This is a genomic window from Klebsiella sp. TF21-TM (assembly GCF_019753495.1).
Taxonomy (GTDB): Bacteria; Pseudomonadota; Gammaproteobacteria; order Enterobacterales; family Enterobacteriaceae; genus Klebsiella; species Klebsiella quasipneumoniae.
Genome location: NZ_JAIJYL010000019.1, coordinates 58,024 through 75,970, shown reverse-complemented (window position 1 = coordinate 75,970; position 17,947 = coordinate 58,024). Strand labels below are relative to the sequence as shown.

The 17,947-nt window shown below is 58.1% G+C and carries 17 protein-coding genes; 10 read left to right on the top strand and 7 right to left on the bottom strand.

Annotated features, from left to right (window positions below; translation table 11 throughout):
* Positions 1 to 220: 220 nt before the first annotated feature.
* From priA to rraA, 7 genes are all read left to right on the top strand, one after another.
* Complete coding sequence (gene priA, locus K5R89_RS17975) at positions 221 to 2,416, top strand: primosomal protein N' (protein WP_087826989.1); 2,196 nt, start codon at positions 221 to 223, stop codon at positions 2,414 to 2,416.
* Positions 2,417 to 2,566: 150 nt separating this feature from the next.
* Positions 2,567 to 3,595: a DNA-binding transcriptional regulator CytR gene (cytR, locus tag K5R89_RS17970; RefSeq protein WP_004203676.1), complete on the top strand. Its 1,029-nt coding sequence runs from the start codon at positions 2,567 to 2,569 to the stop codon at positions 3,593 to 3,595.
* 93 nt (positions 3,596 to 3,688) lie between these two features.
* Positions 3,689 to 4,651: a cell division protein FtsN gene (ftsN, locus tag K5R89_RS17965; RefSeq protein WP_087826990.1), complete on the top strand. Its 963-nt coding sequence runs from the start codon at positions 3,689 to 3,691 to the stop codon at positions 4,649 to 4,651.
* A gap of 91 nt (positions 4,652 to 4,742) precedes the next feature.
* Positions 4,743 to 5,273, top strand: coding sequence for an ATP-dependent protease subunit HslV (gene hslV, locus K5R89_RS17960; RefSeq protein ID WP_002882918.1), 531 nt, complete (start codon positions 4,743 to 4,745; stop codon positions 5,271 to 5,273).
* Between the two features lie 9 nt (positions 5,274 to 5,282).
* Positions 5,283 to 6,617: an HslU--HslV peptidase ATPase subunit gene (hslU, locus tag K5R89_RS17955; RefSeq protein ID WP_002882917.1), complete on the top strand. Its 1,335-nt coding sequence runs from the start codon at positions 5,283 to 5,285 to the stop codon at positions 6,615 to 6,617.
* Between the two features lie 69 nt (positions 6,618 to 6,686).
* On the top strand, positions 6,687 to 7,607 hold the full coding sequence (gene menA, locus K5R89_RS17950) for a 1,4-dihydroxy-2-naphthoate polyprenyltransferase (RefSeq protein ID WP_004203673.1): 921 nt from the start codon (positions 6,687 to 6,689) through the stop codon (positions 7,605 to 7,607).
* 92 nt (positions 7,608 to 7,699) lie between these two features.
* Positions 7,700 to 8,185: a ribonuclease E activity regulator RraA gene (gene rraA / locus K5R89_RS17945; protein WP_002882913.1), complete on the top strand. Its 486-nt coding sequence runs from the start codon at positions 7,700 to 7,702 to the stop codon at positions 8,183 to 8,185.
* A 61-nt stretch (positions 8,186 to 8,246) separates the two neighbouring features.
* Here rraA and pfkA read toward each other — a convergent pair whose 3' ends face one another.
* From pfkA to cpxP, 3 genes are all read right to left on the bottom strand, one after another.
* On the bottom strand, positions 8,247 to 9,209 hold the full coding sequence (pfkA, locus tag K5R89_RS17940; RefSeq protein ID WP_002882911.1) for a 6-phosphofructokinase: 963 nt from the start codon (positions 9,207 to 9,209) through the stop codon (positions 8,247 to 8,249).
* Between the two features lie 196 nt (positions 9,210 to 9,405).
* A complete protein-coding gene (gene fieF / locus K5R89_RS17935) occupies positions 9,406 to 10,308 on the bottom strand; it encodes a CDF family cation-efflux transporter FieF (RefSeq protein ID WP_008807873.1) in 903 nt (300 codons plus the stop codon).
* 158 nt (positions 10,309 to 10,466) lie between these two features.
* On the bottom strand, positions 10,467 to 10,970 hold the full coding sequence (cpxP, locus tag K5R89_RS17930) for a cell-envelope stress modulator CpxP (RefSeq protein WP_023291526.1): 504 nt from the start codon (positions 10,968 to 10,970) through the stop codon (positions 10,467 to 10,469).
* Between the two features lie 149 nt (positions 10,971 to 11,119).
* On the opposite strand from cpxP, the gene cpxR reads away from it, so the two are divergent.
* Both cpxR and cpxA read left to right on the top strand, forming a co-directional pair.
* Positions 11,120 to 11,818, top strand: coding sequence for an envelope stress response regulator transcription factor CpxR (cpxR, locus tag K5R89_RS17925; RefSeq protein WP_004203671.1), 699 nt, complete (start codon positions 11,120 to 11,122; stop codon positions 11,816 to 11,818).
* Positions 11,815 to 13,188, top strand: a complete 1,374-nt coding sequence (cpxA, locus tag K5R89_RS17920; RefSeq protein ID WP_008807874.1) for an envelope stress sensor histidine kinase CpxA — start codon at positions 11,815 to 11,817, stop codon at positions 13,186 to 13,188. The genes cpxR and cpxA overlap by 4 nt, the downstream gene beginning before the upstream one ends.
* A 113-nt stretch (positions 13,189 to 13,301) precedes the next feature.
* Here cpxA and yiiM read toward each other — a convergent pair whose 3' ends face one another.
* Both yiiM and sodA read right to left on the bottom strand, forming a co-directional pair.
* Entirely contained in the window at positions 13,302 to 13,976 is a 675-nt protein-coding gene (yiiM, locus tag K5R89_RS17915) for a 6-hydroxyaminopurine reductase (RefSeq protein ID WP_044520917.1), read from the bottom strand.
* A gap of 72 nt (positions 13,977 to 14,048) precedes the next feature.
* Entirely contained in the window at positions 14,049 to 14,669 is a 621-nt protein-coding gene (gene sodA / locus K5R89_RS17910) for a superoxide dismutase [Mn] (RefSeq protein WP_004203668.1), read from the bottom strand.
* A 289-nt stretch (positions 14,670 to 14,958) separates the two neighbouring features.
* Between sodA and rhaT the strand changes: the two genes are divergently transcribed.
* Positions 14,959 to 15,993, top strand: coding sequence for an L-rhamnose/proton symporter RhaT (gene rhaT, locus K5R89_RS17905; protein ID WP_023291524.1), 1,035 nt, complete (start codon positions 14,959 to 14,961; stop codon positions 15,991 to 15,993).
* Between the two features lie 32 nt (positions 15,994 to 16,025).
* Here the strand turns inward: rhaT and rhaR are convergent, their stop codons facing one another.
* Together rhaR and rhaS are read right to left on the bottom strand one after the other, a co-directional pair.
* The gene (rhaR, locus tag K5R89_RS17900; RefSeq protein WP_004203666.1) at positions 16,026 to 16,871 is read right to left on the bottom strand and encodes an HTH-type transcriptional activator RhaR; all 846 of its coding nucleotides are present in this window, start codon (positions 16,869 to 16,871) and stop codon (positions 16,026 to 16,028) included.
* 73 nt (positions 16,872 to 16,944) lie between these two features.
* Positions 16,945 to 17,781: an HTH-type transcriptional activator RhaS gene (gene rhaS / locus K5R89_RS17895; RefSeq protein WP_004203665.1), complete on the bottom strand. Its 837-nt coding sequence runs from the start codon at positions 17,779 to 17,781 to the stop codon at positions 16,945 to 16,947.
* Positions 17,782 to 17,947: the final 166 nt, after the last annotated feature.

Here is a 17,947-nt window from a genome sequence, read left to right as displayed (position 1 = left end):
CCAGCCCTAACGCCAGACACCACGCGATATTAGTAATTTCCCGTCGCCCTCTACGCTGTTGACAGCGTGAAGCACGCGGTAATGGTCAATCTTCAATGCGATATAAAGCGCATCAAAGGCGGCGAATCATACAGAATTTGACCAGCATATGCAAACTGATCCGCGCCGCCTTATCGTAATGTGTATACTATCCCGCCAGATTTCAAGTCAGGAAGATGACATGCCCGTCGCCCACGTTGCCCTACCCGTTCCGCTACCGCGCACTTTTGACTATCTGCTGCCTGAAGGCATGGCGGTCAAAGCGGGCTGTCGGGTGCGGGTGCCGTTCGGCAAACAGGAGCGGATCGGTATTGTCGCGGCGGTCAGCGAACGCAGCGAGCTGCCGCTGGACGAGCTAAAACCGGTCGCGGAAGTGCTGGACGACGAACCGGTCTTCTCCGGTACCGTCTGGCGGCTGCTGATGTGGGCGGCTGAGTATTACCATCATCCGATTGGCGATGTGCTGTTCCATGCGCTGCCCATTCTGCTGCGCCAGGGCAAACCCGCCAGCGCGACGCCGCTGTGGTACTGGTTCGCCACCGAGCAGGGGCAGGCCGTCGACCTTAACGGTCTGAAACGCTCGCCGAAGCAGCAGCAGGCGCTGGCGGCGCTGCGCCAGGGAAAAATCTGGCGTCATCAGGTTGGCGAACTGGAATTTAATGAAGCGGCGCTGCAGGCGCTGCGCGGCAAAGGGCTGGCGGAGCTGGCCTGCGAAGCGCCCGCCCTCATCGACTGGCGCAGCGCGTATTCGGTTGCCGGCGAACGCCTGCGTCTTAATACCGAGCAAGCCACCGCCGTCGGGGCGATCCACAGCGCCGCCGATCGCTTCTCCGCCTGGCTGCTGGCGGGTATTACCGGCTCAGGGAAAACGGAAGTCTATTTGAGCGTGCTGGAGAATGTGCTGGCGCAGGGGCGCCAGGCGCTGGTGATGGTGCCGGAGATCGGTCTGACGCCGCAGACCATCGCCCGCTTCCGCCAGCGCTTTAACGCGCCGGTGGAAGTGCTGCACTCCGGACTCAATGACAGCGAACGTCTTTCGGCCTGGCTGAAGGCGAAAAACGGCGAAGCGGCCATTGTGATCGGCACCCGCTCCTCGCTGTTTACCCCTTTTAAAGACCTCGGCGTCATCGTTATCGACGAAGAGCATGACAGCTCCTACAAGCAGCAGGAGGGCTGGCGCTACCATGCCCGCGACCTGGCGGTATGGCGCGCCCACAGCGAACAGATCCCGATTATTCTCGGCTCGGCGACGCCGGCGCTGGAGACCCTGCATAACGTCCGCCAGGGCAAATACCGCCAGTTAACCTTAAGCAAACGCGCGGGCAATGCGCGCCCTGCCCAGCAGCACGTGCTCGATCTCAAAGGGCAACCGCTGCAGGCGGGTCTGTCTCCCGCGCTGATTAACCGTATGCGCCAGCATCTGCAGGCGGATAACCAGGTGATCCTGTTTCTTAACCGCCGCGGCTTTGCGCCAGCGCTGCTGTGCCACGACTGCGGCTGGATAGCGGAATGTCCGCGCTGCGACAGCTACTACACGTTGCACCAGGCGCAGCACCATCTGCGCTGCCACCATTGCGACAGTCAGCGCCCTATCCCGCGCCAATGTCCCTCCTGCGGCTCCACGCACCTGGTGCCGGTGGGTATCGGCACCGAACAGCTGGAGCAGGCCCTGGCGCCGCTGTTCCCTGACGTGCCTATCTCGCGTATCGACCGCGATACCACCAGCCGCAAAGGGGCGCTGGAGGAGCATCTCGCCGCCGTCCATCGCGGCGGGGCGCGTATTTTAATTGGCACCCAGATGCTGGCCAAAGGCCACCACTTCCCGGACGTCACCCTCGTCTCCCTGCTGGACGTCGACGGGGCGCTGTTTTCCGCGGATTTCCGCTCCGCCGAGCGTTTCGCTCAGCTCTATACCCAGGTCTCCGGGCGAGCGGGACGGGCAGGAAAACAGGGCGAAGTGATCCTGCAAACCCACCATCCTGAACACCCTCTGCTGCAGACCCTGCTGTATAAAGGCTACGACGCCTTCGCCGAACAGGCGCTGGCAGAGCGGCAGACAATGCAGCTACCGCCGTGGACCAGCCATGTGCTGATTCGTGCGGAAGACCATAACAACCAGCAGGCGCCGCTGTTTTTACAACAGCTGCGCAATCTGCTGCAGGCCAGTCCGCTGGCCGACGACAAGCTATGGGTGCTCGGTCCGGTTCCGGCGCTGGCGCCGAAGCGCGGCGGCCGCTGGCGGTGGCAGATATTGCTGCAGCATCCTTCGCGGGTACGCCTGCAGCATATCGTCAGCGGTACGCTGGCGCTGATCAATACGCTGCCGGAGGCGAAAAAAGTGAAGTGGGTGCTGGATGTCGATCCTATTGAAGGGTAAGCCTTCTCTTGCGAGCCGGATCGAAAAATTTAACAAGCATCACGTTTTTCATGAAAATTCTGTAACTCACTGCCGCGACTATCTGATAAAAATGATGCAGCAGTTAGCGCGCAAGGGAAATGCCAGCGCCATTCAGCGAGGAGAAACCAGGTGAAGCCCAAAAAACAAGTGGTTGCCGCCACCATGAAAGACGTCGCCTTAAAGGCAAACGTTTCCACGGCAACCGTGTCCCGAGCGTTGATGAACCCTGATAAGGTGTCGCAAGCCACCCGTAACCGGGTCGAGCAGGCGGCGCTGGAAGTCGGCTATTTACCGCAGTCGCTCGGACGCAATATGAAGCGCAACGAATCGCGGACGATCCTCGTGATCGTCCCGGATATCTGCGATCCCTTTTTTAGCGAAGTGATCCGCGGTATTGAAGTCACTGCCGCCGAGCACGGATATCTGGTGTTAATCGGCGATTGCGCCCACCAGAATCAGAAAGAAAAAACCTTTATCGACCTTATCATCACCAAGCAGATTGACGGCATGGTGCTGCTCAGCTCGCGCCTGCCGTTTGACGCCAGCGTGGAAGAGCAGCGCAATTTGCCGCCGATGGTCATGTCGAACGAGTTCGCGCCGGAGCTGGAGCTGCCCACCGTCCACATCGATAACCTGACGGCGGCTTTTAACGCGGTAAACTATCTTCACGAGCTGGGACACCAGCGTATCGGCTGCATCGCCGGCCCGGAAGATATGCCGCTGTGCCATTATCGCCTGCAGGGTTACGTGCAGGCGCTGCGCCGCAGCGGTATCACCGTTGACCCGCACTATATCGCTCGCGGCAACTTTACCTTCGAAGCTGGCGCCAATGCGCTGGAGCAGCTGCTGTCGCAGCCGGTACCGCCCACCGCGGTCTTTTGCCATAGCGATGTGATGGCGCTGGGCGCCTTATCGCTGGCGAAACGCCGCGGTCTGAAAGTGCCGGACGACCTGTCGATCGTCGGCTTCGATAACATCGCGTTGTCTGAATTTTGCGATCCGCCATTGACCACCGTGTCACAGCCGCGTTTTGATATCGGCCGTGAAGGAATGCTGCTATTACTTGAGCAAATGCAGGGTCATAACGTGAACAGCGGCTCGCGCCTGCTCGATTGCGAACTGATTGTTCGCGGCAGTACGCAAAAAATCAGACGATAACCATCAGGCTTTCGGGCCTGCTCTTCTGGTCAAAGGCCCGCCGCTTAAGTAACATGGCGGGCTGACGAACGAATATAAGACAGCGAAACGATAGTGGCACAACGAGATTATGTACGCCGCAGCCAACCGGCTTCTTCGCGGCGCAAAAAGAGCACTACCCGAAGCTCAAGGAATAAGCAAAGCAGCCTCCCGGCAATTTCACCGGCTATGGTGGCGATCGCGGCGGCTGTGCTGGTGGCCTTTATCGGTGGACTCTATTTCATTACGCACCATAAGAAAGAAGAAGCGGAAGCGATGCAAAATCGCCAGGCCGCCGGCAACGGCTTGCCGCCAAAACCGGAAGAGCGCTGGCGCTATATTAAAGAGCTGGAAAGCCGCCAGCCGGGCGTTCGCGCGCCGACCGAACCGACCGCCGGCGGCGAAGTGATGAAACCGGAGCAACTGACCGACGAACAGCGTCAGCTGCTGGCCCAGATGCAGGCCGATATGCGTCAACAGCCGACTCAGCTGACCGAAGTGCCGTGGAACGAACAAACGCCGGCCCAGCGCCAGCAGACGCTGCAGCGTCAGCGTTTAGCGCAGCAACAGCAGCAGGCGCAACAGCAACAGTGGGCGCAAACTCAGCCGCAGACCGCGCAGCAGCCGCGCGTTCAGCAGCCGAAGCCGGTCCAGCAGCAACAGCCGAAGCAGACCGCGTCAAACCAGCAGCCGTACCAGGATCTGCTGCAGACGCCGGCGCACACTACGACTACGCAGCCGCGCGCGCAGGCCGCAGCGCCGGTGACTCGAGTGGAGGAAGCGCCGAAAACGACCGCCGAGAAAAAAGACGATCGTAGCTGGATGATCCAGTGCGGCTCCTTTAAAGGCGCCGAGCAGGCCGAAACCGTCCGCGCTCAGCTGGCTTTCGAAGGGTTTGCTTCGCACATCACCACCAACAACGGCTGGAACCGCGTGGTCATTGGCCCGCTGAAAGGCAAAGAAAGCGCCAACGAGATGATCACCCGCCTGAAGATGGCTGGACACGCAAACTGCATTCGTCTCGCCGCCAGGGGTTGAAACCCTCAAAATCCCCCCCATCTATAATTGCATTCGGCCCCGCGGAAAGCGCGGGGCCCCTGTTCCGCTTTTGCAACCAAGGGGTCTGCTCGTGACTACAATTGTAAGTGTTCGCCGTAACGGCCATGTTGTTATTGCCGGTGATGGCCAGGCCACGCTGGGCAACACCGTAATGAAGGGCAACGTGAAAAAAGTGCGTCGTCTGTACAACGACAAAGTGATTGCCGGTTTCGCTGGCGGCACCGCCGACGCCTTCACGCTGTTCGAACTGTTTGAACGCAAACTGGAAATGCACCAGGGCCATCTGGTGAAGGCCGCCGTTGAGCTGGCTAAAGACTGGCGAACCGATCGGATGTTGCGCAAGCTGGAAGCGCTGCTGGCCGTCGCGGACGAAAACGCGTCGCTTATCATCACCGGTAACGGTGACGTGGTACAGCCGGAAAACGATTTGATTGCTATCGGCTCCGGCGGTCCTTACGCCCAGGCCGCGGCCCGCGCGCTGCTGGAAAACACCGATATGGGCGCGCGCGATATCGCCGAGAAAGCGTTGGATATTGCAGGTGATATCTGCATCTATACCAACCATTTCCACACCATCGAAGAATTACCTTCTAAAGCGTAAGGATCTCCCATGTCTGAAATGACCCCACGCGAAATTGTCAGCGAACTGGACAAACACATTATCGGCCAGGACGCCGCCAAGCGTTCTGTTGCTATCGCCCTGCGTAACCGCTGGCGCCGGATGCAGCTTAACGAAGAGCTGCGTCATGAAGTCACGCCGAAAAACATTCTGATGATCGGCCCAACCGGCGTCGGTAAAACCGAAATCGCTCGTCGTCTGGCGAAACTGGCCAACGCGCCGTTTATTAAAGTTGAAGCGACGAAGTTCACCGAAGTGGGCTATGTCGGTAAAGAAGTGGACTCTATCATCCGCGATCTGACCGATGCGGCGATCAAAATGGTTCGTATGCAGTCCATCGATAAGAACCGTTACCGCGCGGAAGAGCTGGCGGAAGAGCGCGTGCTTGACGTGCTGATCCCACCGGCGAAGAACAACTGGGGCCAGACTGAGCCGTCGCAGGAACCGTCTGCGGCGCGCCAGGCGTTCCGTAAGAAACTGCGCGAAGGCCAGCTGGACGATAAAGAGATTGAAATCGATCTCGCTGCGGCGCCAATGGGCGTTGAAATCATGTCCCCTCCGGGCATGGAAGAGATGACCAGCCAGCTGCAGTCCATGTTCCAGAACCTTGGCGGCCAGAAGCAGAAACCGCGTAAGCTGAAAATCAAAGACGCGATGAAGCTGCTGATTGAAGAAGAAGCGGCCAAACTGGTCAATCCGGAAGAGCTGAAGCAGGAAGCCATCGACGCTGTTGAGCAGCACGGTATCGTCTTTATCGACGAAATCGACAAAATCTGTAAGCGCGGCGGCAACACCTCCGGCCCGGACGTCTCCCGTGAAGGCGTACAGCGCGACCTGCTGCCGCTGGTGGAAGGCTGCACCGTCTCCACCAAGCACGGGATGGTCAAGACCGACCACATCCTGTTTATCGCCTCCGGCGCGTTCCAGGTGGCCAGCCCGTCCGATCTGATCCCGGAACTGCAGGGGCGTCTGCCGATCCGCGTTGAGCTGAAGGCGCTGACCACCCATGACTTCGAGCGCATCCTGACCGAACCGAACGCCTCCATCACCGTGCAGTACAAGGCGCTGATGGCGACCGAAGGGGTGAATATCGAATTCACCGAAGACGGTATCAAGCGTATCGCTCAGGCCGCATGGCAGGTAAACGAAACCACCGAGAACATCGGCGCGCGCCGTCTGCACACCGTGCTGGAGCGCCTGGTGGAAGATATCTCCTATGATGCCAGCGAGATGAACGGCCAGACCGTCACTATCGATGCCGAATATGTGAGTAAGCACCTGGATGTTCTGGTGGCAGATGAAGATCTGAGCCGTTTTATCCTATAATCCGGTGCAATGCATTTTCATCACTGTTGATGGGGGCTATCGCCCCCATTTTTATTGGCTAAAATAACTATGACTGATATCAGCCGTTCTCAGGCGTGGCTGGAAAGCCTGCGTCCTAAAACGTTACCGCTGGCGTTTGCCGCGATTATTGTTGGCACCGTCCTTGCCTGGGAGCAGGGGCATTTTGATCCCTGGGTCGCCCTGCTGGCGCTGATCACCGCCGGCTTGCTGCAAATTCTTTCCAACCTCGCCAATGACTACGGCGACGCGGTCAAGGGGAGCGATAAACCGGACCGCATCGGGCCGCTGCGCGGGATGCAGAAAGGGGTGATTACCCCCCAGCAGATGAAGCGCGCCTTGATTGTCACCGTCGCGCTGATCTGTCTGTTTGGTCTGGCGCTACTGTGCGTCGCCTGGCAGAGCGTCGGCGATTTCATCGGTTTCCTCGCGCTGGGTGGCCTGTCGATCGTGGCCGCCATCACCTACACAGTGGGCACCCGCCCGTATGGTTATATTGGCCTCGGTGATATTTCGGTACTCGTTTTCTTCGGCTGGCTGAGCGTCCTCGGCAGCTGGTATCTGCAAGCCCACAATGTGGAAGCGGCCATTTTTCTGCCGGCAACGGCCTGCGGTCTGCTGGCGACCGCCGTACTGAACATCAATAACCTGCGTGATATCGACAGCGACCGGCAGAACGGGAAGAACACCCTCGCCGTGCGCCTGGGGCCGGTCAATGCCCGCCGCTATCATGCCTGCCTGCTGCTCGGCGCCCTGCTGTGTCTGGCGCTGTTTAACCTGCTGGCGCTGCATTCTGCCTGGGGCTGGCTGTTTATTCTCGCCACGCCGCTGCTGGTCAAACAGGCGCGTTACGTCCTGCGCGAATCCGATCCGCTGGCGATGCGGCCGATGCTCGAAAAGACGGTCAAAGGGGCTTTGCTGACCAACCTGCTGTTTGTTATCGGGATTATTGCCAGTAAGCTGGCGGCTTAACTGACAAATATCAATTAACAATTGATGATTTTGCCAACAATGCGATTCGCGGGATATACTAAAAACTCTCGCAGCAACTGAACGTTAAGCCTATGAAATACGATACTTCCGAGCTTTGTGACATCTACCAGGAAGATGTCAACGTCGTGGAACCGCTGTTCTCTAACTTTGGAGGACGGTCGTCGTTTGGTGGACAGATCATTACGGTAAAATGTTTCGAGGATAACGGGTTGCTCTACGATCTGCTCGAGCAGAATGGCCGTGGTCATATTCTCCTGATCGACGGCGGCGGCTCAGTACGACGCGCGTTAATTGACGCTGACCTGGCGCGTCTGGCCGTACAGAATGAATGGGAAGGGTTGGTGGTCTATGGCGCGGTGCGCCAGGTTGACGACCTTGAGGAACTGGATATCGGCATCCAGGCGCTGGCGGCTATTCCGGTCGGCGCGGCTGGCGAAGGCATCGGCGAAAGCGACGTGCGCGTCAATTTCGGCGGCGTGACCTTCTTCAGCGGCGACCATCTGTATGCCGATAACACCGGGATGATTCTGTCGGAAGACCCGCTGGATATCGAATAAACCTTGCGCCATAAAAAAGGCCTTCTCCATGAGAAGGCCTTTTGTTTATCCGGCGCGTAACTTAGTACAGTTTCTTCGCGCAATCCAGCCAGTCGTTCTTGAACGGACGCTTCATGTTCTCGATGGCATCGATGATGTCGTGGTGCACCAGCTTCTCGTTCTGGATGCCGACGCAACGGCCGCCATGGCCCTGCAGCAGCAGCTCAATCGCATAGGCGCCCATGCGGGAAGCCAGGATACGGTCGTAAGGAACCGGGGAACCGCCGCGCTGAATGTGGCCGAGGACGGTAGCGCGGGTTTCACGGCCGGTCTCTTTCTCGATGTAGCTTGCCAGCTCGTCAACGTCGCACATGTGCTCGGTGATCGCCACGATAGCGTGTTTCTTCCCTTTTGCGATGCCGGCTTTGATTTCCGCTACCAGATCGTCACGGGTATATTCCACTTCCGGCACCATGATGAACTCACAGCCGCCGGCAATCGCCGCCGCCAGAGTCAGGTCGCCACAGTAACGGCCCATCACTTCCACCACGGAGATACGCTGGTGCGAAGAGGAGGTGTCGCGCAGACGGTCAATCGCTTCCACCACGGTGCTCAGAGCGGTGAAGAAGCCGATGGTGTAGTCAGTGCCTTTGATATCGTTGTCGATGGTGCCCGGCAGGCCGATGCACGGGAAGCCCATCTCGGTCAGGCGCATCGCCCCCATATAGGACCCGTCACCACCGATAACCACCAGCGCGTCCAGGCCACGCTTCTTCATGTTTTCGATAGCCACTGCGCGGATGTGTTCTTCGCGGAATTCCGGGAAGCGAGCGGAGCCCAGGAAGGTGCCGCCGCGGTTGATCATGTCGGAAACGCTGTAACGGTCGAGCTGAACCATACGGTCTTCGTACAAGCCGAGGTAACCGTCATAGATTCCAAAAACTTCCAGACCTTCCGTTAATGCCGCGCGCACAACGCCACGAATTGCTGCGTTCATGCCCGGCGCATCACCGCCACTTGTCAACACACCGATTTTCTTAATCATGACTACCTCTGAACTTAGGAAGCAAAAAATAATTCTGTTGCCTGAAGCGCTCCCTCACCAGGAGTGCACGACGCTAATGACAATAGTATATCAAACGCCTCAAGCTGAATTGATTCAGGTCAGACCAAACGGCGGTAATTTATACAAAAAATGCCGAGCTGACCCACATTTTTACATCGAGTTTACAGACTATAACCTAACGCTCAAAAAAGCCCTGCTGCGCCGCCGGCACCACAGAACTGGGATCCTGATGGATAATGACATCGGAACCCGGGAAACGGCGCAGAATCGCCTGCTCCACCTGGTCTGCAATCACGTGGGCTTGCACCAGCGGGAGGTTATCTTCCATTTCCAAATGAATCTGAATAAAGCGGGTCGGCCCTGACTGCCGCGTTCGTAGATCGTGCGCCCCGCGGATGCCGGGCCATGCGGTCACGATGGTGATAATGTCCTGACGCTCCTCGTCAGGCAAAGCGCGGTCGAGTAACGACTGAACCGCCTCATAGCCCATCCGCAGCGCGCTATATAAAATATAGATGCCAATTCCTAAGGCAAACAACGCATCGGCGCGATGCCAGCCGTACCAGGAGAGGCCCAGCGCCACCAGAATGGCGCCGTTCATCATAACATCAGACTGATAATGAAGCATATCCGCCCGCACCGCCTGGCTTTGGGTTTTTCGCACCACCCAGCGCTGGAAGGTCACCAGCGCCAGCGTGCTGAACAGGGCAATCAACGTGACGACAACCCCGACGCCGGCGGCCTGTAGCGGCTCCGGACGCACCAGGTGCTGAATACCGGTAAGAAACAGAAACAGCGCCGAACCGGAGATAAACATGCTTTGCGCCAGCGCCGCCAGCGACTCCGCTTTGCCGTGGCCAAAGGTATGTTCTTCATCAGCAGGCTGCAGCGAATAGCGCACCACCAGCAGGTTGGTCAGCGAGGCGGCAATATCCACCAGCGAATCCACCAGCGCGGCCAGAATACTGACTGAACCGGTATACCACCACGCAAAAATTTTGATCAAAAGTAACGCGGAGGCCATCGCCGTCGCAGCGATAGCGGCGCGGCTGACCAACCGGCCATAAGATTGATTCATATAGGCTCCTTCTCCTGCACTGCGCTTAGTATAACCTGAACTGGTGACGCTCACGGGACAGGCGAAGAAGTTGATTTGCCGAAAAAAGGACAAAAAAAACCCCCACATCATGTGGGGGAAGACAGGGATGGTGTCTATGGCAAGGAAAACAGGGTTTGTTACTGGGGTTGCAGGGTGTTGCTACTACTCGAAAGCATCATCGCTGAGCCTTTCTGCGTCCTTGCAACCTCACGCAACTGATCCATACGTTGCTGGTGCTTAGCATTTAAAACCGCTTGCTGCTCTGGCGTAAGCAGGTGGTACATCTGGTTGCGGACCTTAGCCATCTCGACCTGGCGAGCAACCTGTTCCTGCGCCATCTTTTCTGCCTGAGCGCGCACAGCGTTTTCATCAAAATTTTCTGCGGTGACAAGGCGATGCATTGTCTCCATTTCGCTAACATTAACGGGGAGCCTGTCGTGGCGTGCCCGTTGCATAAGATCCCGTAACTGCTGACGTTGCTGCTCGGTTAAACTTATGCCGTCAAACATATGGCTCTGGCTACCGCGCTGTCCCCCTTCGTCTCCGGGGAGCCAGTTAACGCTGGTAACGACTTCAGCGGCCTGGCTATATGCACTTAGCGCCAGCGTTGAGGCCATGACGGCAGCGATAACATTGCGCATCACATACTCCCAAAACGTTTGTGTCGCGATTCAACGAGAGACAGTCTACGATTCAGGCTGCAAACATGCGTCAGGGGGTGTAAAACAACGTAAAGTCATGGATTAGCGGGCCTTGATGACGTAATTTCTGCCTCGGAGGTATTTAAACAATGAATAAAATCCTGTTAGTTGATGATGACCGGGAGCTCACCTCCCTGTTAAAAGAGCTGCTCGATATGGAAGGTTTTAACGTGCTGGTGGCCCATGATGGGGAACAGGCGCTGGCCCTTCTGGACGACAGCATTGATTTATTGCTGCTCGACGTAATGATGCCGAAGAAAAACGGTATCGATACGCTTAAAGAGCTGCGTCAGACACACCAGACTCCGGTTATCATGCTAACAGCGCGCGGGAGCGAGCTGGATCGCGTTCTCGGCCTCGAGCTGGGCGCAGATGACTATTTGCCTAAGCCGTTCAACGATCGCGAACTGGTGGCGCGTATACGCGCGATTCTGCGCCGTTCCCACTGGAGCGAACAGCAGCAGACGACCGAAGCCGGCTCGCCGACCCTGGAAGTGGATGCCTTAAGCCTCAATCCGGGCCGTCAGGAAGCCAATTTCGATGGCCAGACGCTGGAGCTCACCGGCACCGAGTTCACCCTGCTCTATCTGTTAGCGCAGCATCTCGGCCAGGTGGTGTCACGCGAACATTTAAGCCAGGAAGTGTTAGGCAAGCGCCTGACGCCGTTCGACCGCGCCATCGATATGCATATTTCCAACCTGCGGCGTAAGCTGCCGGAGCGCAAAGATGGCCATCCGTGGTTTAAAACGCTGCGTGGCCGCGGGTATCTGATGGTTTCTGCTTCATGATTGGAAGTTTGACTGCACGCATCTTCGCCATCTTCTGGCTCACGCTGGCGCTGGTGTTGATGCTGGTGCTGATGCTGCCCAAACTGGACTCCCGGCAGATGACCGAGCTGCTGGAAAGCGAGCAGCGTCAAGGCATCATGATCGAGCAGCACGTCGAGGCCGAGCTGGCCAACGATCCGCCAAACGACCTGATGTGGTGGCGTCGTCTGTTTCGCGCCATCGATAAATGGGCGCCTCCGGGTCAGCGCCTGCTGCTGGTCACCAGCGAAGGCCGCGTGATCGGCGCAGAACGCAACGAGATGCAGATCATTCGCAACTTTATCGGCCAGGCCGATAACGCCGATCATCCGCAGAAAAAACGCTATGGCCGCCTGGAAATGGTGGGCCCGTTCTCCGTCAGGGATGGGGAGGATAACTATCAGCTGTATCTGATCCGTCCCGCCAGCACCTCACAATCCGACTTTATCAACCTGCTGTTTGACCGGCCGCTGCTGCTGCTGATCGTCACAATGCTGGTTAGCGCCCCGCTGCTGCTGTGGCTGGCGTGGAGCCTGGCGAAACCGGCGCGTAAGCTGAAAAATGCCGCTGACGAGGTCGCCCAGGGCAACCTGCGGCAGCATCCGGAGCTGGAAGCCGGACCGCAGGAGTTTTTAGCCGCCGGCGCCAGCTTTAACCAGATGGTGACGGCCCTGGAGCGGATGATGACCAGCCAGCAACGGCTGCTGTCCGATATCTCGCACGAGCTGCGCACGCCGCTCACGCGCCTGCAGCTGGGTACCGCCCTGCTGCGCCGCCGCAGCGGTGAGAGCAAAGAGCTGGAGCGTATCGAAACTGAAGCGCACCGGCTGGACAGCATGATCAACGACCTGCTGGTGATGTCGCGCAATCAGGCGAAAAACGCCCTGGTGAGCGAGACGGTCAAAGCCAATCAGCTGTGGGGCGAAGTGCTGGACAACGCGGCGTTTGAAGCCGAGCAGATGGGTAAATCGTTCACCGTTGAGTATCCGCCGGGTCCGTGGCCGCTGTACGGTAACCCCAATGCGCTGGAAAGCGCGCTGGAGAATATCGTCCGCAACGCCCTGCGCTACTCGCACACGAAGATTTCCGTCAGCTTCTCAGTGGATAAAGACGGGATTACGGTTAACGTCGATGACGACGGCCCGGGAGTCAGCCCGGAGGATCGCGAGCAGATTTTCCGGCCATTCTACCGGACCGACGAGGCGCGCGACCGCGAGTCCGGCGGCACCGGCCTGGGGCTGGCGATTGTCGAAACCGCTATTCAGCAGCACCGTGGCTGGGTGAAGGCCGACGACAGCCCGCTGGGCGGTCTGCGCTTAACCCTCTGGCTGCCGCTGTATAAGCGGACCTGACGCTGACCCGGCCTGCGCTGCGCCGGGTTACCGCCAGGAACGGTCAGGTCGCCCGGGTAAGGCGCTTGCGCCGCTACCCGGGAGACGCTGCGGAAAGCGCCAATATGGGGGAATTATTTCCCCCACAATCGCCGCGAATTATCCTCGATCTTGCCGCTTAAACGGCGCTTCTGCATGGTTCGACTCCAGCTTACCGACAGGCCCGCTGCCGACAATAAGCGGTGGTACTGATCGTCATCAAACGGCATCTGCCAGGCAATCGCCCCGGCCTCATGGACGCTGACATCGCTCAGGCGAGAGACCAGTTCGAGCGGCGCATCGCTGGAGACTTGCCCCCCGGCGATCACCCGGTACAACCAGCCGGTCTTCCCGCTGTTTTGCATCAGCTGCGCCATATCACCGATCGCAAAATGAAAGTTGAGCTTGAAGCACGGAGAGCGCGGCTGGGTGACCTGGATCAGCGCCTCGCCCCAGCGAAAGATATCGCCAATGTAGACGTTTTGTTCGGTGAGGCCGGTAGTGGAGAGGTTTTCGCCGAACGCCGGGGCGCAGAACCGATCGGCCTGCTGGGGGAATTCACGGATCCAGTCGGCATAGTGTTCGCGCGGATAGTGACACAGCGCGCGGTCCGGCCCGCCGTGTATTTTCTTCTCCGCCTGCTCATCCCCTTCGAGACCGAGATCGCCGAGCTGCAACTCGCCGTCAACCTGAATTTTGCCGATCGCGCTGGGACGACTGCCCGTGTAGTCCCTGATTTTGCCGACAAAGACATTCACCGGATAATGCATGTCTGCTCTCCTTGCTACCGATATAAAAAAAGCGAGCCATCAGACTCGCTTCTCTCTTAGCACATTGCAACCTTATTTTTTGGCGGCAAAACGCGCTGCAGCTTCGTCCCAGTTCACCACGTCCCAGAAGGCTTTGATGTAGTCCGGGCGACGGTTCTGGAATTTCAGGTAGTAAGCGTGTTCCCACACGTCCAGACCCAGGATCGGGAAGCCGGAAGCGCCGGAAATGGCTTCGCCCATCAGCGGGGAATCCTGGTTTGCGGTGGAGACAACGGCCAGTTTGTCACCTTTCAGGACCAGCCACGCCCAGCCGGAACCGAAACGGGTCGCAGCGGCTTTTTCGAATTCCGCTTTGAAGTTGTCCACAGAGCCGAAATCGCGCTCGATAGCCGCTTTCAGGTCGCCCTGCAGGGTGGTACCGGTTTTCAGGCCTTTCCAGAACAGGCTGTGGTTCGCGTGGCCGCCGGCGTTGTTACGCAGTACGGTTTTTTTGTCAGCCGGCAGCTGATCCAGCTTGGTGATCAGCTCTTCAGCGGACAGGTTAGCGAACTCCGGCAGGCTTTCCAGCGCGGCGTTGGCATTGTTCACGTAGGTCTGGTGGTGTTTGGTGTGATGGATCTCCATCGTCTGCTTGTCGAAGTGCGGTTCCAGAGCATCGTAAGCGTACGGCAGGGATGGCAGGGTATAGCTCATAATCATCTCCATTATTGTCGAGCGGCTCAAGTGTTAACGCCGCGTAAGCAGTTTGTCCATTATAGTTAATTAAATGGTATTGAAAATGCTTATCAATGCCGTATTTTTCATATGGATATAACCAGAAGAAATACCCGTCGTTTTGTGATGTAGAACAACTAATTAAGCCCATGGTTGCCAGAGTTCGCCATCCTGTGGCAACGTCCTGAAGGCGGCCAAAGCGGCTAATTTTTACACTCATCGCATCGGAAGCCGCCGTCTCCGATAAAAAAAGATGAGGATAAAATCAATGAACCACGCGATTACGATGGGTATTTTTTGGCATTTGATAGGGGCCGCCAGTGCCGCCTGTTTCTATGCCCCGTTCAAGAAAGTAAAACACTGGTCGTGGGAAACCATGTGGTCGGTCGGGGGGATCGTCTCCTGGCTGATCCTGCCCTGGGCCATCAGCGCCACCCTGTTACCCGATTTCTGGGCCTACTACCGCTCCTTTAACGCCTCCACGCTGCTGCCGGTCTTTCTGTTCGGCGCCATGTGGGGCATCGGTAATATCAACTATGGCCTGACCATGCGCTATCTCGGCATGTCGATGGGGATTGGCATCGCCATTGGCATCACGCTGATTGTCGGTACGCTGATGACGCCGATTATTAACGGTCAGTTTTCGGTGCTGATGCACACCCAGGGCGGTCAAATGACGCTGCTCGGCGTGCTGGTGGCGGTGGTTGGCGTTGGCATCGTCACCCGCGCGGGCCAGCTGAAAGAGCGCAAAATGGGCATCAAAGCCGAAGAGTTCAATCTGAAGAAAGGGCTTCTGCTGGCGGTGATGTGCGGTATCTTCTCGGCAGGGATGTCGTTCGCGATGAACGCCGCCAAACCGATGCATGATGCCGCCGCGGCGCTCGGCGTCGACCCGTTATATGCGGCGCTGCCAAGCTACGTGGTGATTATGGGCGGCGGGGCGCTGGTCAACCTTGGCTTCTGCTTTATTCGTCTGGCGAAAGTGAAGACTCTGTCAGTCAAAGCCGATTTCTCACTGGCCAAACCGCTCATCATCAGCAACCTACTGCTTTCCGCCCTCGGCGGCCTGATGTGGTATCTCCAGTTCTTCTTCTATGCCTGGGGCCACGCCAGCATTCCGGCGCAGTATGACTATATGAGCTGGATGCTGCACATGAGTTTCTACGTACTGTGCGGCGGTCTGGTGGGTCTGGTGCTGAAAGAGTGGAACAACGCCGGTCGTCGTCCGGTGAGCGTCCTGAGCCTCGGCTGCGTGGTGATCATCATCGCCGCCAACATCGTCGGTCTGGGAATGGCCAGTTAAGCACCGGATCATCTGCCTGACAAAGACGCTCTTCAGGCGGCGGCGCGACTGCGCTGCCGCCACTGCCCCGGCGACATGCCGATTTCCCGGCTGAACACCACCGAAAAGTAGTTACTGTCCTCAAAGCCGCACTGCATGGCGATATCGCCGATTAAGCGCTCGGTATGCTGCAACAGATACTGCGCATGGCAGATCCGTAGCTGGCGTAAATAGTGATTGATGGTCATGCCGGTTTGCTGGCGAAATTGCTGCCGTAGCGCCCGCTCGCTGCCGCCCTCCTGCTCGCAGAAACGCTCCAGGACAAAGGGTCGGCTCAGGCTGGCCGCCAGCGCGGCCAGCAGTTTGTCCAACAGCGCTTCGCGCTGCGTCGCCGCCAGATTATCCGTCGCGTAGCGATGGCGCTGGAGGGTCAGCGCCAGCTGAGCAAACAGCAGCTCGGCCATCGCATTCCCCTGCGCATCGTGCCGGGAACACTCATGCTCAAGCTGGCTAATTACCTGGCGCGCCTGCGCCATACCGGTGCTGCCCATGCGCCAGTGGGGCTTCCACGGCGTGCCGAAGAGGCCAGGGATCGCCCCCGCCCAGTCGAAATTGAGCTGCAGCCGCTCCGGGCAATAGATGATGTTCTGCAGAACCAGATCGTTAACGGAAGCATAGGAGTGTTTATCTTCGGCGCGAATATAGAACAGATCGCCACGGGTAATGCGCCAGGGACGGTCGTTGAGAACGTGCAGCCCGTTGCCCCGCCACACCAGCACCAGCTCGCAGAACTCATGAGTGTGTTCAGCGAAGACGTTTTGCGGGTAGCGGTCGGCCACCGCCACCGCCTGCGTGGCGGAAGGGAAAAACTCCTCTTTACGTAGAATCAGACCGGCCACGGCTCACACTCCCAACGCGGATAACGGCGCATTATTCGCGTTTTTGGTCCGCAATACGTTGACTCCTCTCGCGTTACTGAAGAATAGCGTCGCGCCCCTGGCGGATATCGCGCGGCGACCAGGAAAACTCGCGGCGAAAAAGCGTCGAAAAGTGGTTACTGTCGCCGAATCCGCAGCGATAGGCGATATCAGTCACGCTTTCATCGCTGTGGCGCAGCAGGTGGCGGGCTTTCATCAGGCGCACCCGGTTGAGATAGCGCTGCGGCGTCAGGCCGGTCTGCTGCTTCAGCTGGCGGTGTAGAGTACGCAGCGACAGCGAAAACTGCGCCGCCACCTCCTCCCAGCAGATCTCCTGCGCAAAATGGTCTTCCAGCCAGGCCAGCAGCTGATTCAGCCGCGCATCGTTGTTGGTGGCCTCTTCCGCAAGGCTGCTTTTCCGCAGCAGCACCAGCAGCTGCATAAACAGGATCTCACGGCTGGCGACGGCATGGGTATCCGTTTCGCTCCCCATGGCCTCCATCTGCGCCACGATATGCCGCACCTGCTGCAGGACCGTCTGGTTCACTCGCCAGTGCGACGGGTAGTTGCCCTCCTGCTCCTGGGGCAGCAGCTGGCTGACCCCGGCGAGAAAACGAAACGCATCCGGCGCGCGATAGAGCACGTTGGTCAGACACAGATTGTCCGTGTGCTCGTAAAGATGCCGGTCGTGATCGCGAATAAAGCAGACCGATCCGCCGCCAATGGTATAGGGCTGGCCATTGAAGACGTGAATGCCCGTGCCCTGCTCCACGATGACAATTTCATGGAAATCATGGTGATGCTCCGGAAAGGCCGACTGAGGGAGGCGGGGTTCAATAGCCACCGTCGAGATCCCGGCCTTAAAGAAATCCGTACTGTGCAATATGGTCATGATGCCACCCTCGTAATGAGAAAAATTATCAGTCACCGGCTGATAGTAATGAAGGGTTGGCTATCCGGCCTTCAATTTTTGACCGCGAAATTCGTAAATCCTGCCGCTTTTTCAAGAATCAGCCGGAAAGATGCGGAACTGCGGACCCCATCACATCCTCCTCACC

What these genes read in the sequence shown, in the direction of transcription:
- priA (WP_087826989.1), top strand. Translation starts at nt 221, where the DNA reads ATGCCCGTCGCCCACGTTGCCCTACCCGTTCCGCTACCGCGCACTTTT.
- hslU (WP_002882917.1), top strand. Translation starts at nt 5,283, where the DNA reads ATGTCTGAAATGACCCCACGCGAAATTGTCAGCGAACTGGACAAACAC.
- menA (WP_004203673.1), top strand. Translation starts at nt 6,687, where the DNA reads ATGACTGATATCAGCCGTTCTCAGGCGTGGCTGGAAAGCCTGCGTCCT.
- rraA (WP_002882913.1), top strand. Translation starts at nt 7,700, where the DNA reads ATGAAATACGATACTTCCGAGCTTTGTGACATCTACCAGGAAGATGTC.
- pfkA (WP_002882911.1), bottom strand. Translation starts at nt 9,209, where the DNA reads ATGATTAAGAAAATCGGTGTGTTGACAAGTGGCGGTGATGCGCCGGGC.
- fieF (WP_008807873.1), bottom strand. Translation starts at nt 10,308, where the DNA reads ATGAATCAATCTTATGGCCGGTTGGTCAGCCGCGCCGCTATCGCTGCG.
- cpxP (WP_023291526.1), bottom strand. Translation starts at nt 10,970, where the DNA reads ATGCGCAATGTTATCGCTGCCGTCATGGCCTCAACGCTGGCGCTAAGT.
- cpxR (WP_004203671.1), top strand. Translation starts at nt 11,120, where the DNA reads ATGAATAAAATCCTGTTAGTTGATGATGACCGGGAGCTCACCTCCCTG.
- cpxA (WP_008807874.1), top strand. Translation starts at nt 11,815, where the DNA reads ATGATTGGAAGTTTGACTGCACGCATCTTCGCCATCTTCTGGCTCACG.
- yiiM (WP_044520917.1), bottom strand. Translation starts at nt 13,976, where the DNA reads ATGCATTATCCGGTGAATGTCTTTGTCGGCAAAATCAGGGACTACACG.
- sodA (WP_004203668.1), bottom strand. Translation starts at nt 14,669, where the DNA reads ATGAGCTATACCCTGCCATCCCTGCCGTACGCTTACGATGCTCTGGAA.
- rhaT (WP_023291524.1), top strand. Translation starts at nt 14,959, where the DNA reads ATGAACCACGCGATTACGATGGGTATTTTTTGGCATTTGATAGGGGCC.
- rhaS (WP_004203665.1), bottom strand. Translation starts at nt 17,781, where the DNA reads ATGACCATATTGCACAGTACGGATTTCTTTAAGGCCGGGATCTCGACG.